The organism is Nocardia terpenica (assembly GCF_013186535.1).
In the GTDB taxonomy this organism is placed as follows: Bacteria; Actinomycetota; Actinomycetes; order Mycobacteriales; family Mycobacteriaceae; genus Nocardia; species Nocardia terpenica.
The window spans coordinates 668,962-685,536 of record NZ_JABMCZ010000003.1 but is presented as its reverse complement, the minus strand read 5'-3'; the positions used below and the strand labels follow the sequence as shown (position 1 = coordinate 685,536).

Genomic DNA, 16,575 nt, shown 5'->3' with positions numbered 1-16,575 from the left:
GATGGGCGAGATCGTCAGCGCTCTACTCCCTGTGTGTCGGGGCTGAGGATTGCGGCGGCATCGTGGACCGCCGTACCAAAGCCTAACGACCGTCCATTTGATCACCGTGCGGCAGGTCCTGTTCCACCACCTCGGCGTCGACGACCTCGGCCTCCGCGTCGCCGAGGTAGGTACGCGCGGCCATGGCGCCGGTCGCGTCGAGGGCCAGCGGCTCCTCCACGAGCTCGCCGTCCACGACCTGGTCGGCGGCGTCGGGATCGAGGGTGTAGTCGACGTACTCGTAGTCGTACCCATGCGCGTCGTGGTCGACACCGGGCTCGTCGGCGTACCCGTCGGCGCGGTAATAGTCGTCGCCGTAGTCGCCCTCGGCCACGTACTCGTCGTAGGGGGCCTCGTCGTCGAAGGCGTCGGCGGCGTATTCGTCGGCGACCGGCACGGGCAGGAACCACCGCGCGGCCAACAGCCCCGCGAAGCCCGCCACCGCGAGCCAGCCGAAGGCCAGCAGGGCGGTGAGCAGCACGCCCGGCCCGATATCACCGAACGAACCGACCGCGCCACCGGCCAGCAGCCCGAACACGGTCAGCGCCACCGCGACCACCCCCGCCGCGGTCAGCGTCGCCCAGGGCGTCCGCGGCGAATCGACCGCGCGACCGCACTCCACCCCCACCAGCGCGCCGACCGCCGCCGGGACCAGCAGCAGCACCGGCCACCACCCGGCCGCCGGGCCGGTGGGGACCGCAGCGAGGATCGGCAGGGCCGGAACCCGCGCTCCCGCAACGGAGAACAGGCTCAGCGAGCCCCCACCGATGTGCACGTCCGCACCGACCAGCACGCTCGTCGCGGCGATCGCCACATTCGGCAGATAGCTCAGCGACAGCACCGTCAGGCCCAGCACGCCACCGAGATCGCCCGCGGCCCGGTAGGTTTCGCCGATCCGCGACCAGTGCAGCAGGAACGCGACCACGGTGGCGACGACCCCGGCGAGCAGCAGCCGCCGCAGCGCGTGCAGCGCCGCCCGCGCCCCGGGCAGCACCCAGGCGGGCAGCCGGTCGGTGACCAGGTCCCGCCACGGCGGCACGGCGTACAGCCGAGTCGCCATTCCCGCCACGGCCGCCGCCAGATGCAGGCCGCCCACCCAGCCGAAGGCCACCAGCGTCTGCGGCGGCTGCAGCGCGACCACGGCCGAGGCATCCTCCGCCACCGCCAGACACACCGCCGTGATCAGCAGCGGCCCGGCCAGCGCGGCGCCCGCGATCCAGGCCAGATCCACCCGCGGCGCCTGCGGCTCGACCGCCCGGGCGCAGTCGCGGGCGGTGAGCCAGGCGATGACGGCGGTCGGCGCCAACGGCAGCAGGCTCAGCGAGGTCTTGCCGATCACCAGCGGAACCTGGTGCACCGCAAGCCAACCCGCGGCGATCGCCCCGGAGGCCCCGGTCATGCCGCTGCCGGCGGCGAGCAGCGTGCCGAGCACCAGCACCACGATGACGACCATGGTGAAGCTCGACGCCCGGGCGGCGACGAACAGCAGCACCTTGGCCCGCTCGGGGCTCAGCGAGCCGAAGACGTTGTCCTCCGGCGGGCGCGGGGTGCCGCGCGAGTCGTCCCAGCGAGCCAGCGAGGATCTCACGACACCGCCTCGGCCGCGCGCCCGGCCCGGATCACGCGCGGGTTCCCGGATCGGACTGCAGAGTGCACAGCGCCCCCTCGCCACAGGTCGGCAGTGTCGTGAGCGAAATGTCTCGCGCGCAAGCGTGACAGTTTCCCCCGCGCCGACGGGTCAGGCGCGCCGCACGAGACCGCACCCGGCCCGCCGACGGGGCGGGGGAAACGGGATTACTTCTGGTCGTCCTCGGGACGGAACGCCTTGGTGGCGTCGCCGGACGGGTTGGCGGGCTGCTCGCCGCCGAACGGCTGACCCTGTGCCGCACCCTGATTGCCCAGGTTGAGCGAGCCGTACTGCGGCTGCGCGGACTGCGCGCCGAAGTTCTGGGTGGCGGCGTTCTCGTCGGCGGCGGCCTGCTGCGGACGCTGCTGGGCGCCGTAGGCCGACTGCGCGCCGTACTGCTGACCGTAGGGCTGCTGGGCCTGCTGGCCGTAGGGCTGCTGACCGTACTGCTGGCCGTACTGCTGCTGCCCGTACTGGCCGTAGGACCCCTGCTGCGCCTGGCCGTAGGCGGCCTGCTGGCCGAACTGGCCGTAGGACGCCTGCTGGCCGGGCTGCGCCGCCTGACCGTAGGCGGCGGGCTGCTGCCCCGCCTGCGCCTGGCCGTAGCCCGGCTGCTGGCCGTAGCTACCCGGGGCGCCGAAACCGCCCTGTGCCGCAGCGGGTTTCGGGGCGGGCTCGGACAGGATGCCGACCTGGAACAGCAGCGCGATCACCGCGGCCGCGGTCTGCACCAGGCCCAGGAAGATCACGACCCAGGCGCCCCACGCCGCGCTGATGTTGTCGGGCAGGCTGAAGGTCTGGAACAGCAGGCCCAGGAAGCCCGCGGCGGACGCCGCCGCGGCCACGCCGGTCCAGTTCTGCTTGGGCAGCAGGGATAGGCCCGCGAGCAGGCCGCCCAGCAGCAGGAACACCAGCAGCGGCGACACGCCGGCGGTCTTGAAGAAGCTCGCGCTGGTCTCGGGGATGCGCACGCCCATGCCCGCGTCGTACCCCTTCTGGGTCGCGTACGACGTGAAGCCCAGGAGGAAATTGATGACACCGAGCGCGGCGGTGCCGATCGCGAGATAGAAAGACAGCCCCTTCCCGCTCGCTTCCGGGGCGGCTGCTGAGCCAGCGCCGGCACCACCGGCCGACGGCTGGCCGAAGCTGGGTGCTGAGGAGGGCGTCGGCGCGGGTCCGCTGTACCCGGAGCCCCCGGTCGGGTATGACATGTCGTCGTCTCCTATCCAGTTCTTCAACGTCTTCACGGCTCGGATGCCCTCTTGACGCTACTGCACACACGCGTCTCGGTCACGGCCACCGCAACCGTACGGCGTCGACAGGCCGAAGGCCGCCTCCCTTTTCGGAGGCGGCCTTCGTGCGTGGCCGGGATCAGGCGGTTACCGCTGCCTTTTCCAGGATCTCGCGGGCCAGGGCGGCGGTCTCGGACGGCGTCTTGCCGACCTTCACGCCCGCGGCCTCCAGCGCGTCCTTCTTCGCCTGGGCGGTGCCCGACGAACCGGACACGATCGCGCCCGCGTGGCCCATGGTCTTGCCCTCGGGGGCGGTGAAGCCCGCGACGTAGCCGACGACCGGCTTGGTCACGTTGGCCTTGATGTAGGCCGCGGCCCGCTCCTCGGCGTCGCCGCCGATCTCACCGATCATGACGATGACCTTGGTCTCCGGGTCCTTCTCGAACGCCTCGATGGCGTCGATGTGGGTGGTGCCGATGACCGGGTCGCCGCCGATGCCGATGGCGGTGGAGAAGCCGAAGTCGCGCAGCTCGAACATCATCTGGTAGGTCAGCGTGCCGGACTTGGACACCAGGCCGATCGGACCCTTGCCGGTGATGTTGGCCGGGGTGATGCCCACCAGCGACTCACCCGGGGTGATGATGCCGGGGCAGTTCGGGCCGATGATGCGGGTCTTCGGGGCGGAGCTTGCGGAGCCCCCATCAGACACAGCCCCTTGATTTCCCTTGTCCACGTTGTAGGCCCAGGCGAACGCCGAGTCCTGCACCGGAACACCCTCGGTGATCACGACCAGCAGCGGGATCTCCGCGTCGATGGCCTCGATCATGGCGGCCTTGGTGAACGGCGCCGGGACGAAGGCGATCGACACATCCGCACCCGTCTTCGCCATCGCCTCGGCGACGGAACCGAAGACCGGCAGCTCGACCGGGTTGCCGTCGGCGTCGGTGTGCGACACGGTGGTTCCGGCCTTGCGGGCGTTCACGCCGCCCACGACCTGGGTCCCGGCCTTGAGCATCAGCGCGGTGTGCTTGGTGCCCTCACCGCCGGTGATGCCCTGGACGATGACCTTGGAATCCTTGTTCAGGAAGATAGACATTGTCCCGTTGTCCTTACTTGGCCGCGGCCAGTTCGGCAGCCTTGTCGGCGCCCTCGTCCATTGTCTGCGCCAGCGTCACCAGCGGGTGGTTGGCGTCGGCCAGAATCTTGCGACCCTCCTCGACGCGGTTGCCGTCGAGACGGACCACCAGCGGCTTGGTCGCCGAATCGCCCAGGATCTCCAGGGCCTTCACGATGCCGTTCGCCACGGCGTCACACGCGGTGATGCCGCCGAACACGTTCACGAACACGCTCTTGACCTGCGAGTCGCCCAGGATGACGTCCAGGCCGTTGGCCATCACCTCGGCCGAGGCGCCACCGCCGATGTCGAGGAAGTTGGCGGGCTTCACGCCGCCGTGGTTCGCACCGGCGTAGGCGACCACGTCCAGGGTCGACATGACCAGGCCCGCGCCGTTGCCGATGATGCCGACCTGACCGTCGAGCTTGACGTAGTTGAGGTCGTTCTCCTTGGCCTTCAGCTCCAGCGGATCGGTCGCATCCCGATCCTGGAACGCCTCGTGGTCGGCGTGGCGGAACCCGGCGTTCTCGTCCAGGGTGACCTTGCCGTCGAGGGCGAGGATCTCGTTGTCGGGGGTGCGCACCAGCGGGTTGACCTCGACCAGGGTGGCGTCCTCGGCGACGAACACCTCCCACAGCTTCTGGATGGTCACCGCGGCGGCGTCGAGGATGTCGGCGGGCAGGTGGCCCTGCTCGGCGATCGAGCGGGCGAACGCCAGGTCGACGCCCTTGGTCGCGTCGACGGGGACCTTGGCCAGACGGTCGGGCTTGGTGGCGGCGACCTCTTCGATCTCCATACCGCCCTCGACCGAGCACATGGCGAGGTAGGTGCGGTTGGCGCGATCGAGCAGGAAGGAGATGTAATACTCGGCGGCGATGTCCTTGGCCTCGGCGACCAGGATCTTCTTGGTGATGTGACCCTTGATGTCCAGGCCGAGGATGTTGGAGGCATGGGTGAACGCATCGTCGGGAGTCGCGGCGTACTTCACGCCGCCGGCCTTACCGCGGCCACCGACCTTGACCTGGGACTTGACCATCACAGGCTTGCCGATTTCGGCCGCGATCGCACGGGCTTCCTCGGCCGAGTCCGTGACCCGGCCTTCCGACGAAGGCACTCCGTGCTTCACGAAGAGCTCCTTCGCCTGATATTCGAAGAGATCCATGTACTCACCGTCTCGTCTGCGTTGTTGTGACAACGACTTTGTTGGCGGCCCGTCGTCGGAGGCGGGTCGGCTCGGACTCTAATCAGTCACGTGGACGGGAAATCAGCCGCATACAGCCTAAGTGGCGCAGGTCACGGGTCTGTCTCCGGGTGAAAAAACCACCGGTGACCACTACCCGTCGGTAGGTTCCGGCGAGCCCGGCTGGTGGGGCGAGGGAAGTATCGGGTTGAAACTTCGACTACTACGTGCCGTCGTCGAGTATCCTCACTCACGACCTGCCGTAGGGCGGGATATTCCGGGGTGTGACGTGATCAATCTCACAAGTTTCGACAGAGGCACCGGAGCGCTTGCCCACCTGCAATCGTTTCGTTACCGTCGATGCGGTCGATGTCACAGCACGGTCACAACTCGGGTTACGACTAGGAGGACGGCAGGCTTGAGGCAGCACCACGCTCCGCAGGTAGCGAGCCGCTCCGCAGGCGACCCGACCACCGCTCCGCTTCCCTTCGAATCGGAATTCCGTCGATGACCAACGGCCCCTTCCAGTCCGGTCATCGGGCGCAGTCCGCGCGGCGTTATCGCCGAGACGGCGAATCCTTCGACAGCCCCGCGTATTTCGGCGAGGCCGACGCGTTCGGCGGCTACCGGGCCGCGCCCGCCGACGACTCCGGCTGGAACGCCTGGGACAGCGGCGAACCCGGCGACCACGAGGACTACGACTACCCCGCCGCCGACGACGACCAACAGCGATTCGCCCCCGCCGGTTCCGGGACCGGTTGGCCGACAACCGGTTCCGGCGAGCGCCCGCGGGCCGCGCGCAACGCCCGCGCCCGCCGCTCCGGCGCGCACCGCATGCCCGCCCCGCCCGCCGCCCTCAAGGGCCGCGCGGCCGTGGTCGCGGTGGCCGCCGGCGCCGTGGTGGCCGCCGGGCAGGCCGGCATGCAGTCCAGCGGCCAGCACCGCCCCGCCACGGCCGATTACGAGGCCGCCGGGCAGGTGCACGAGATCGCGGCCCAGGCGGTCAGCACCCCCGAGACCTCCGGCTCGCAGTCGCCGCAGGTGCTCAATGTCGCCCCCGTCGCCGATGTCAGCCAGTTCCAGGACATCCTGCAGCACGGCCAGCAGTACGCCGCCGACCTCGCGGCCAAGGAGGCCGCCAAGCTCCGCCCGCTGTTCGTGAAGTTCGCCAACGGCACCTTCACCTCCGGCTTCGGAAGCCGCTGGGGCGTACAACATCTCGGCGTAGACGTGGCCGCCCCCATCGGCACCCCCATCTACGCCGTAGAAGACGGCACCGTCCTCGACGCGGGCCCCGCCTCCGGCTTCGGCATGTGGGTCCGCCTCAAACACGACGACGGCACCATCACCGTCTACGGCCACGTGGACACCGCCACCGTCTCGGTAGGCCAACGCGTCATGGCCGGCGACCAGATCGCCACCGTAGGCAACCGCGGCTTCTCCACCGGCCCCCACTGCCACTTCGAAGTCTGGCTCAACGGCCAAAACAAGGTAGACCCCCTCCCCTGGCTAGCCTCCCGAGGCATCTCCCTCGGCCCCGAACGCGACTGAGGACCCCGGCCAAAAGCGTGCCGGGGCAAACGAAAGTCCGAGTGCCGGGGCAAACGAAAGTCCGAAGCCCAGCCACTCGTCTTCTCGTCACGGCCCCGTCCATCCGTCATTCCCTGTTGTTCCGGTTGTTCCGGCCCCCTAGGGCCGGAACAACAGGGTCTACAGCTTCATCAATGTGCGGCTGTACTGAGGAATCAGGCGGATCTTCCCCGCCGTACCGAAGTCGATCGTCACCGTTGCCAACGATCCGAATCCCTCGGCGGCGATCACTCGACCCAGCCCGTATTTGTCGTCGCTGACCCGGTCGCCTACGGCCAGGACCAGGTCGGTGTTGTTGCGTTTGGCGGCGGAGGGGGCGGGGCGGCGGTCGTGGAGGCCGGGGCGCTGGTTGGACCAGCCGTCGCCGCGGGTCCAGTCGCGATCCAGGGCGTCGTCGTCGGTGCGGCGGCGGAAGCCTCGGGTGGTGGGGGATGTGGCGGGCTCGAGGCGCTGCCAGTCGACGAGGTGGCCCGGGATCTCCTGGAGGAAGCGGGATTCCGGGTTCGAGACCGGCTGGCCCCAGCCGGAGCGGACCACCGCGCGGGTGAGGTACAGGCGGCGGCGGGCGCGGGTGAGGCCGACGTAGGCCAGGCGGCGCTCCTCCGCGAGTTCGGTCGGGTCGCCGAGGGCCCGCATGTGCGGGAACTGGCCGTCCTCCCAACCGGTCACGAACACCACCGGGAACTCCAGGCCCTTGGCGGTGTGCAGGGTCATCAGCGTGACCACGCCCGTGCCCTCGTCGGGGATCTGGTCGGTGTCGGCGACCAGCGAGACCCGCTCCAGGAAGGCGGCCAGCGAACCCGGGTCCGGCTCGCCCTCGGCGGCCTCCGGCACCAGGCCCTCGGCCCGGGCGGCCTCCACGCTGTTGCGCGCCTCGGAGCTGAATTCCCGCGCGACGCTGACCAATTCGTTGAGGTTGTCCAGCCGGGCGCCGTCCTGCGGGTCGTCGGAGGACTCCAGTTCGATGCGGTAGCCGGTCTTGTCCAGCACCGCCTCGACCACGGTGCCCACATCGGGGAACTCGACATCGTCCTGGATTCCCGCGGACCGGATCTCCTCCAGCAGATCCAGGAAGCCCGCGATGGCCCGCTGCGCGCGCGTGTTCAGCAGCGCCACCTTGCCGTCCGCGGCGCCGCGCAGGGCGGCCGCGAAACCGATGCCGCGCTGTTCGGCGTGCACCGCCACGCACGCCTCGGCGCGGTCGCCGATGCCGCGGCGCGGGGTGTTGAGGATGCGGCGCAGGCTCACCGCGTCGTCCGGGTTCTCCAGCACGCGCAGGTAGGCGACGATGTCGCGCACCTCCTTGCGCTCGTAGAAGCGGACGCCGCCGACCACCTTGTACGGCAACCCCATCCGGATGAAGATCTCCTCCAGCGCCCGGGAGTTGTTGTTGGTGCGGTAGAACACCGCGACATCGCCGTAGTTGTAGTCGCCCTGGTCGACCAGCTTGTCGATCTCGCGGGCCACGAACGACGCCTCGTCGTGCTCGTTGTCGGCGACGTAACCGACGATCAGATCGCCGTCGCCCGCGTCGGTCCACAGCTTCTTGTCCCGGCGGCCCTCGTTGCGCGAGATCAGCGCGTTCGCCGCGGACAGAATGTGCTGGGTGGAGCGGTAGTTCTGTTCCAGCAGAATGATTTCCGCGTCCGGGAAGTCGCGCTCGAACTCCTCGATATTGCGGATGGTGGCGCCGCGGAAGGCGTAGATGGACTGGTCGGCGTCGCCCACCACGCACAGCTCGCTCGGCGGGACCGCGTCCGCGCCGCGCACCGGGCTGAACTCCGGATCGACCGCCGCCGCACCGGCATCCGCGTCGTCCAGCTCCTCCGCGCCCGGCGCATGATGGCCGACCAACTCGCGCACCAGCACGTACTGCGCGTGATTGGTGTCCTGGTACTCGTCGACCAGCACGTGCCGGAACCGGCGGCGGTAGTACTCGGCGACCTGCGGGTGGTCCTGCAGCAGCGCCACGGTCTCGCCGATCAGGTCGTCGAAGTCCAGCGCGTTCGCCGCGCGCAGCCGCCGCTGGTATTCGGTGTAGACCCGGGCGACGATGCGGGGCAGCTCGCTCTCGTCGGATTCCGCGTCGGCCGAGGCGGTTTCGGGATCGATGAGCTCGTTCTTGAGGTTGGAGATGGCGGTGGACAGCAGCCGCGGCGAATACTTCTTGGCGTCCAGCTCCAGGTCGCGGCCGATCATCGCGAGCAGGCGGCGCGAATCGTCGGCGTCGTAGATGGAGAAGTTGGAGTTGCGGCCCGGCAGCAGCGCGGCCTGGGTGCGCAGGATTCGCACGCAGCTGGAGTGGAAGGTGGACACCCACATGTTGGTGGCGCGCGGGCCGACCAGACCGATGACGCGCTCGCGCATCTCGGCGGCGGCCTTGTTGGTGAAGGTGATGGCCAGGATCTGGCCGGGCGTCACCCCGCGGGCCCCGAGCAGGTAGGCGATGCGCCGGGTCAGCACGGCGGTCTTGCCCGAACCCGCGCCCGCGACGATCAGCAGCGGGGTACCGGTGTGCACGACCGCCGCCCGCTGTTGCGGGTTCAACCCCTCCAGCAGGCGTTCGACTCGATCCGTCTCGTTCTGCGCCTGCCCGCTGCGCGCCTTCTCGGCCACCGTCGTATCCATCGCCCATCCACGCTACCGGCGGGCACCGACAACGTGTAGACCGGCGGCCGCCGCATCAGAAGATGTTTTGCTCCACTTCCGTCCCGTGGCACACTGGCCACATGACCAGCGCTCCCGCGACCCCTGGGCGCTGCTTTGCTGTCGTCGGGGGAACAATGTCAAGGCCCACCGGGTCTGTTCACGGTGGAAGAACCGGTCGGTAACAGGTCGGGGCCGCCTGCCGATCGAAGTTCTGACACGAGGAGAAGAAAGTATGAGCACCTCTACGACCGCGACCGGATCCGATTCAGCGCTGCCCAGCAGCGAGGCCGAGATCGATAAGCTCCGCAAGGAGATCGACCGGCTCGATGCCGAGATCCTCGCCGCGATCAAGCGCCGCACCGAGATCTCGCGGATGATCGGCCGCACGCGGATGGCCAACGGCGGCACCCGCCTGGTCCACTCCCGTGAGATGAAGGTGCTCGAGCGCTTCAGCGAGCTCGGCCAGGAGGGCCACACCCTCGCCATGCTGCTGCTCCGCCTCGGCCGCGGCCGCCTCGGCCACTGACGATTCGAAAGACCCACCGCCCCGGAGATGTCGCTCCGGGGCGGTTTTCCGTCCTTGGAGGTCCCGGCCAAAAGCATGCCGGAGGTCCCGGCCAAAAGCATGCCGGGAACAAATGGGCCGACCTATAGCCGAGATGACGATGCGCGGCCCCTACGGCAGCGCGATGTACTTGGTCGACAGGTATTCCTCGATCCCCTCGAAGCCGCCCTCGCGGCCGAAGCCGGACTCCTTCACGCCGCCGAACGGGGCGGCGGGGTCGGAGATGACGCCCCGATTGACCCCGACCATCCCGCTCTCCAGCCCCTCGGCGACGCGCAGGGCGCGATCCAGGGTGCGGGTGTAAACGTAAGCGACCAAACCGAATTCGGTGTCGTTGGCGGCGGCCAGGCCCTGCTCCTCGGTATCGAAACCGACGATCGGGGCGACCGGGCCGAACACCTCCTCGCGCAGGATGCGGGCATCGGCGGGCACCTCGGACAGCACCGTCGCCGGGTAGTAGTACCCCGGATCGCCCGCGGGCTTGCCGCCGATGCGGACCTGCGCGCCCTTGCCCACCGCGTCGTCGACCAGTTCGGCGACGGTCTCCAGCTGGTCGCGGTTGATCAGCGGGCCGAGGGTGGTCTCCGGATCGGCGCCGGGACCCAGCTTCACCGTCCGCATGGCCGCCACCAGCTTGTCGGTGAACTCCGCGCGCACCGAGTTGTGCACGTGGAAGCGGTTGGCGGCGGTGCACGCCTCACCGCCGTTGCGCAGCTTGGCGAGCATCGCGCCCTCGACCGCGGCATCGACGTCGGCGTCGTCGAACACCACGAAGGGCGCGTTGCCGCCCAGCTCCATGGAGGTGCGCAGCAGGCCGTGCGCGGACTTCTCCACCAGCGTCCTGCCGACCGCGGTGGAACCGGTGAAGGTGAGCTTGCGCAGCCGCGGATCGGTCAGCAGCGGCGCGGTGACCGCGCTCGACCGGCTGCTGGTGATCACCGACAGCACGCCGTCGGGAAGCCCTGCCTCGCTGCACAATCGGGCCAGCAGCAGCATGGTCAGCGGGGTCGCCGAGGCGGGCTTGACGATCATCGTGCAGCCCGCCGCCAGCGCCGGGCCGATCTTGCGGGTGCCCATCGCCAGCGGGAAGTTCCACGGCGTGATGGCCAGGCACGGGCCGACCGGCTGCTTGTGCACCATGATCCGGCCGGTGCCGCTCGGCGCGGTCTGATACCGGCCGTGGATGCGGGCCGCCTCCTCGCTGAACCAGCGGAAGAATTCGGCGCCGTAGCGCACCTCGTTGCGGCTCTCCGGCAGCGCCTTGCCCATCTCGAGGGTCATCAGCAGCGCGAATTCCTCGGTGCGCGCGACGATTCGCTCGTAGACCGCGCGCAGGATCTCCGCGCGCTGCCGGGCGGGGGTGGCGGCCCAGTCGGCCTGCGCGGCGGCCGCGGCGTCGAGGGCGCGGACCGCGTCCTCGGGCGTGGCGTCGGCGACGCGGGTCAGCGGCTCGCCGGTGGCCGGGTTCTCGACCGGGAAGCTGGCGCCGCCGGTGGCCTCCACCGGCCCGCCGATCCAGAGTTGCGTGGGGACGGAATCGAGCAGTTCGCGTTCGGACACCATGGGTTCCAGCGTAGGTGGCTGCATGCTTTTCCGAAGCGCGGTAATCTCGGCCTTCGTGAGCCTCGACATCACCGCGACGGCGGCCTGGCGGAAACTGCAGGATCATCACGCGGCCGTCGGCGGCCGGCACCTCCGGGATCTGTTCGCCGAGGATCCCGAGCGCGGGCGCGAGCTGATCGCGCGGGTCGGCGATCTGCACATCGACTACAGCAAGCACCGCGTCACCCGCGAAACCCTCGACCTGCTGGTGCAGCTCGCGGAGGCCGCCGAGCTGGAGCGGCGGCGCGACGCCATGTTCGGTGGCGAGCACATCAATACCTCAGAAGACCGCGCGGTCGGGCATGTCGCGCTGCGGTTGCCGCGGGGCGCGTCGATGACCATAGACGGCGCGGACGCGGGCGCCGAGGTGCACGAGGTGCTGCGGCGCATGGGCGAATTCACCGATGCGGTGCGCTCCGGGCAGTGGCGCGGCGCCACCGGCGAGCGCATCGCGACCGTGGTCAATATCGGTATCGGCGGCTCGGATCTGGGCCCGGCCATGCTGTATCTGGCGCTGCGGCACTACGCGGACGCCGGTATCGCGGCGCGCTTCGTGTCCAATATCGATCCGGCGGATCTGACCGCCAAGCTCGACGGCCTGGACCCGGCGACGACGCTGTTCGTCGTCTCGTCCAAGACCTTCTCCACGCTGGAGACCCTCACCAACGCGACCGCGGCGCGGCGCTGGCTGACCGGGGCGCTCGGCGAGGACGCGGTGGCCAAGCACTTCGTCGCGGTGTCCACCAATGCCGAGCGGGTGAGCGCCTTCGGCATCGACACCGCGAACATGTTCGGCTTCTGGGACTGGGTCGGCGGCCGCTACTCGGTGGATTCGGCCATCGGACTGTCGGTGATGGCGGTGGTCGGCAAGGAGCGTTTCGCCGAGTTCCTGGCCGGAATGCACACCGTGGACGAGCATTTCCGGTCCGCGCCGCTGGCGGCGAACGCGCCGGTGCTGCTGGGCCTGCTCGGCGTGTGGTACTCGAACTTCTTCGGCGCGCAGTCGCGCGCGGTGCTGCCCTACGCCAACGATCTGGCCCGCTTCCCGGCCTATCTGCAGCAGCTGACGATGGAGTCCAACGGCAAGTCGGTGCGCGCCGACGGCACCCCGGTGACCACCTCGACCGGCGAAATCTTCTGGGGCGAGCCGGGAACCAACGGTCAGCACGCGTTCTACCAACTGCTGCACCAGGGTACCCGCCTGGTCCCGGCCGACTTCATCGGATTCGCCCGCGCCACAGACGATCTCCCGGACCGCGACGGCACCGGCGGCATGCACGACATCCTGATGAGCAACCTGTTCGCGCAGACCAAGGTGCTCGCCTTCGGCAAGACCGCCGAGGAGATCGCCGCCGAGGGCACCGCGCCCGGCCTGGTCCCGCACCAGGTCATGCCCGGAAACCGGCCCACCACAACCATTCTCGCGCCGAAGCTGACCCCGTCGGTGGTGGGCCAGCTGATCGCGCTGTACGAGCACCAGGTCTTCGTCGAGGGCAGCATCTGGGGCATCGACAGCTTCGACCAGTGGGGCGTGGAACTCGGCAAGCAGCAGGCCCTGGAGCTCGCCCCGCTGCTCACCGCCGCGGAAGAGCCCGCGCCACAGTCGGATTCGTCGACCGACGCCCTGATCCGGTGGTATCGCGGGCAGCGGTGACCCGCGGCGCGGGGACCGGGGTCAGTGGCCCGCGGCCGCCGCGTCGATCACCGCGCGCAGGCCGTCCGGGGCGAACATGGCCTGCTGGGTCCGCACCTGCTGTCCGTCGACCCACACCGACGGGGTGGCGTTCACGCCGCTCTCGGAGACGTCCTTGGTGATCTTCTGCACGTAGCGGTCGTACTTGTTGTCGGTGATCGCCTGGGCCACGGCGGGATCGGTGTATCCGGCGTCCTTGGCGATCTGGATGATCTGCTCGTCGGTGAGGCCGAAGCCGCCCTCCTTCGGCTGCGCGGTGTACATCGCGGCCAGCCACGCCTGGAACTTCGACGCATCCGATTCGGCGACGGCGTAGGCCGCGTTCGCCGCCCGCGAGGAGTACCGGGTGCCCGACGACATCACGTCGAGGAAGGCGACGATGTTGTATTCGACCGCGGCGGTGCCCTTGTCGACCTCGTCCTGCAGCACCCTGCTGTTGGCGGTCTCGAACATCCGGCAGGCCGGGCACTGCATATCGGAGACCACCCGCACGGTGACCTTGGCGTCGGGTTTGCCGATCCGGATCGCGCCGGTGTCGGTGATGGTCGCGGCCTGCTGTCCCGCCAGGCTCGGCACCGGGCCGACGTCCTCGGCGCTGGACTTCTTCATCGCCACGCTGATGCCGATCCCCGCGATCAACGCGACCAGCACGGCGGCCACGGCCACCTGCAGCCCGACCTTTCGGTTCCGGTCGGCCCGCTGTGCCGCCGCCACCGGATTCGCCTTCTTGTTCACCTCTGGATTCACACGCCTTCCCGTCTCCGTCGGCCATTGCGCACCGGCCCTCGTGAGCCCGGCGACCGCGCGACATGATCTCCGGTGAACCTGAGAAAACTCGAATCCGATTTCGGTCTCGGGAGTCCTGCTCGACTAGTTCATAATTCATCTACCTGCGGGTTCTCCCCCGGCTCCCGCTGGTCACGCGCCCGACGGGGCGGGGCGTCCGCATGCGCGGAGCCGCACCGCCCGGCCCGAGCCACCATTGAATCGACCCCGAATTGTGATCGATCTCGCTCCGATTCGCTACACGTAGGCGCGCTCGAGGATGGCTGTGGCGTCCAACCCCGTGGGCAGCGTGCCGAAGGCGATGCCCCAGTCGCCGCCTAGGCGGCTGGCGCAGAAGGCGTCGGCTACGGCGGCGTGGCCGTGGCGGACCAGGAGGGCGCCCTGCAGGACGAGGGCCATGAGTTCGGCCAGGCGGCGGGCGCGGTATTCGATGTCGCCGAGGTCGGTGAATTCCTTGCCGATGCGGTCGATCGCGTCGTCCAGGTGGCGGTTCGCGCCGCGGGCCAGCGAGACCTCGTCGAAATACGCTTCCACGGTCTCGGGCTGACGGCCCATGGCGCGCAACGCATCCAGCGCGGCGACATTGCCCGAGCCCTCCCAGATCGACATCAGCGGCGACTCGCGGAACAGCCGCGGCATCCCGGAATCCTCGACATATCCGTTGCCGCCCAGGCATTCCAGCGCCTCGGCCGCGTGCGCGGGCGCCCGCTTGCACACCCAGTACTTGGTGACCGCCAGCGCGATCCGCCGCAGCGCCGCCTCGGCCGGATCGTGCGCCGCCCGGTCGGTGGCCCCGGCCAGCCGCATCATGACCGTGGTCGCGGCGTCGGACTCGATGACCAGATCGGCGAGCACATTGCGCATGGCGGGCTGGTCGATCAGCTTGGCGCCGAAGGCTTCCCGATGCCGGGCGTGATGCGTCGCGAACACCGCCCCGGCGCGCATGCCGGTGGCCGAGCCGATCACGCAGTCCAGCCGGGTCATGTTCACCATCTCGATGATGGTCTTCACGCCCGCGCCCTCCTGGCCGACCAGCCAGCCCACGGCGTTCTCGTACTCGATCTCGGAGGAGGCGTTGGACTTGTTGCCCAGCTTGTCCTTGAGCCGTTGCAGCCGTAGGGCATTGCGGGTGCCGTCGGGCAGCACGCGCGGCAGCAGGAAACACGACAGGCCGCCGGGCGCCTGCGCCAGGGTGAGGAACAGGTCCGACATCGGCGCCGAGGTGAACCACTTGTGCCCGACGATCCGGTACGTGCCGTCGGAATGCGGTGTGGCCGTGGTGGTATTCGCGCGCACGTCGGAGCCGCCCTGCTTCTCGGTCATCGACATGCCCGCGATCAGACCGGCCTTGCCGGACGGCTCGCGCAGGCCGAAATCGTAGGTGCGCGAACCCAACAGCGGCTCGTACCGGGCGGACAGCTCGCGATTGTGCCGCAGCGCCGGAATCACCGCGTAGGTCATGGAGATCGGGCACATGTGCCCCGCGTCGGCGATGCCCCAGGTGGCGAACTTCGCCGCGCGGGCCGCGTGCGCGCCCGGCCGGTCGTCCAGCCACGGGGTGCCGTGCAGGCCGTGCGCCACGGCGACGCGCATGAGCTCGTGCCAGTAGGGATGGAACTCCACCTCGTCGACCCGATACCCGTACCGGTCGTGGGTGTGCAGCACCGGCGGGTACGCATTGGCCACCCGCCCCCACTCCTGGGCCTCGACACCGCCCGCCAGCACGCCCAATTCGCGCACCTCGGCCTCGGCCCAGCCCGCTCCCTCGCGGTGCAGGCCCTCGACGAGGGCCGGGTTCCGGGAGAAGTCGAACGGCGCGAGCGGCGGAACCTGGTTGAACACATCGTGCGTGGGCATGGGTGACTCCTATTCGTGCAGACCGAGCGCGCGCAGCGCGAAGGCGACGAGTTCGGGCACCACCGACTCGCTCTGCAGCGCCTCGGCGAGCGGCCCGACCAGGACCTCACCGATGGCGCCGACCAGGGCGGTGGCGCTGGTGCGTGGATTCTGCGGCGGCAGTTGACCGTCGGCGATGCCCTCGGCGATCGCGGTCGCGAAGACCTCGGCGAAGGCGCGGCGGAAACGCAGGCGCTCGGTGTCGACCGCGGCGTCCACCGGCTCGGCCAGCAGCACGTAGGCCAGCTTCGGGTTCTTCAGGGCGCGTCCGGCGAAGGTCTCCACCGCGGCGGTGACCCGCTCCACGGCGCTGCCGGTCGTCCCGGCCGCGGCGACGGCGGCGACCTCGCGGCCGACGACCTCCCGGAACACCGCGGTGACCAGTTCGGCCTTGCCGGTGAAGCGCTTGTAGACGGTGCCGGTGGCCACGCCCGCCTCGGCGGCGACCACCGCCACCGACAGGCCCGAAAACCCCTCGCGCGACAGCACTTTCATGGCGGCGTGCACGATCGCACCCACCTGCGCGTCGAGCCGGGCCTGAACGGCCGGGGTCCTGCGGTAGGCCATGCAAGAAGTGAATCACGGTTCATTTCTTGACGCAA

12 protein-coding genes are annotated in these 16,575 nt (G+C 69.7%); 3 read left to right on the top strand and 9 right to left on the bottom strand.

The window, feature by feature from the left end:
- Positions 1 to 82: 82 nt before the first annotated feature.
- The 4 genes from HPY32_RS24645 to sucC form a co-directional block, all read right to left on the bottom strand.
- A complete protein-coding gene (locus tag HPY32_RS24645) occupies positions 83 to 1,627 on the bottom strand; it encodes a cell division protein PerM (protein ID WP_067593856.1) in 1,545 nt (514 codons plus the stop codon).
- Between the two features lie 206 nt (positions 1,628 to 1,833).
- Positions 1,834 to 2,877, bottom strand: coding sequence for a DUF5336 domain-containing protein (locus HPY32_RS24640; RefSeq protein ID WP_067596209.1), 1,044 nt, complete (start codon positions 2,875 to 2,877; stop codon positions 1,834 to 1,836).
- A 160-nt stretch (positions 2,878 to 3,037) separates the two neighbouring features.
- Entirely contained in the window at positions 3,038 to 3,994 is a 957-nt protein-coding gene (gene sucD / locus HPY32_RS24635) for a succinate--CoA ligase subunit alpha (protein ID WP_067593859.1), read from the bottom strand.
- A 13-nt stretch (positions 3,995 to 4,007) separates the two neighbouring features.
- Positions 4,008 to 5,174: an ADP-forming succinate--CoA ligase subunit beta gene (gene sucC / locus HPY32_RS24630; protein WP_067593862.1), complete on the bottom strand. Its 1,167-nt coding sequence runs from the start codon at positions 5,172 to 5,174 to the stop codon at positions 4,008 to 4,010.
- 525 nt (positions 5,175 to 5,699) lie between these two features.
- On the opposite strand from sucC, the gene HPY32_RS24625 reads away from it, so the two are divergent.
- Complete coding sequence (locus tag HPY32_RS24625; RefSeq protein ID WP_082871734.1) at positions 5,700 to 6,743, top strand: M23 family metallopeptidase; 1,044 nt, start codon at positions 5,700 to 5,702, stop codon at positions 6,741 to 6,743.
- 159 nt (positions 6,744 to 6,902) lie between these two features.
- Here the strand turns inward: HPY32_RS24625 and pcrA are convergent, their stop codons facing one another.
- Entirely contained in the window at positions 6,903 to 9,410 is a 2,508-nt protein-coding gene (gene pcrA, locus HPY32_RS24620) for a DNA helicase PcrA (RefSeq protein ID WP_067593865.1), read from the bottom strand.
- 253 nt (positions 9,411 to 9,663) lie between these two features.
- Between pcrA and HPY32_RS24615 the strand changes: the two genes are divergently transcribed.
- Positions 9,664 to 9,957 (top strand): chorismate mutase, encoded by a 294-nt coding sequence (locus tag HPY32_RS24615; protein WP_067593868.1) that lies wholly within the window; start codon positions 9,664 to 9,666, stop codon positions 9,955 to 9,957.
- Between the two features lie 150 nt (positions 9,958 to 10,107).
- Here HPY32_RS24615 and HPY32_RS24610 read toward each other — a convergent pair whose 3' ends face one another.
- The gene (locus tag HPY32_RS24610) at positions 10,108 to 11,559 is read right to left on the bottom strand and encodes an NAD-dependent succinate-semialdehyde dehydrogenase (RefSeq protein WP_067593871.1); all 1,452 of its coding nucleotides are present in this window, start codon (positions 11,557 to 11,559) and stop codon (positions 10,108 to 10,110) included.
- 55 nt (positions 11,560 to 11,614) lie between these two features.
- On the opposite strand from HPY32_RS24610, the gene pgi reads away from it, so the two are divergent.
- Positions 11,615 to 13,252: a glucose-6-phosphate isomerase gene (gene pgi, locus HPY32_RS24605; RefSeq protein WP_067596210.1), complete on the top strand. Its 1,638-nt coding sequence runs from the start codon at positions 11,615 to 11,617 to the stop codon at positions 13,250 to 13,252.
- A gap of 21 nt (positions 13,253 to 13,273) precedes the next feature.
- Here the strand turns inward: pgi and HPY32_RS24600 are convergent, their stop codons facing one another.
- The 3 genes from HPY32_RS24600 to HPY32_RS24590 form a co-directional block, all read right to left on the bottom strand.
- On the bottom strand, positions 13,274 to 14,038 hold the full coding sequence (locus HPY32_RS24600) for a DsbA family protein (RefSeq protein WP_067593874.1): 765 nt from the start codon (positions 14,036 to 14,038) through the stop codon (positions 13,274 to 13,276).
- A gap of 276 nt (positions 14,039 to 14,314) precedes the next feature.
- Positions 14,315 to 15,934 (bottom strand): acyl-CoA dehydrogenase family protein, encoded by a 1,620-nt coding sequence (locus HPY32_RS24595; RefSeq protein WP_067593877.1) that lies wholly within the window; start codon positions 15,932 to 15,934, stop codon positions 14,315 to 14,317.
- 9 nt (positions 15,935 to 15,943) lie between these two features.
- Entirely contained in the window at positions 15,944 to 16,540 is a 597-nt protein-coding gene (locus HPY32_RS24590; protein WP_067593880.1) for a TetR/AcrR family transcriptional regulator, read from the bottom strand.
- Positions 16,541 to 16,575 lie beyond the last annotated feature (35 nt).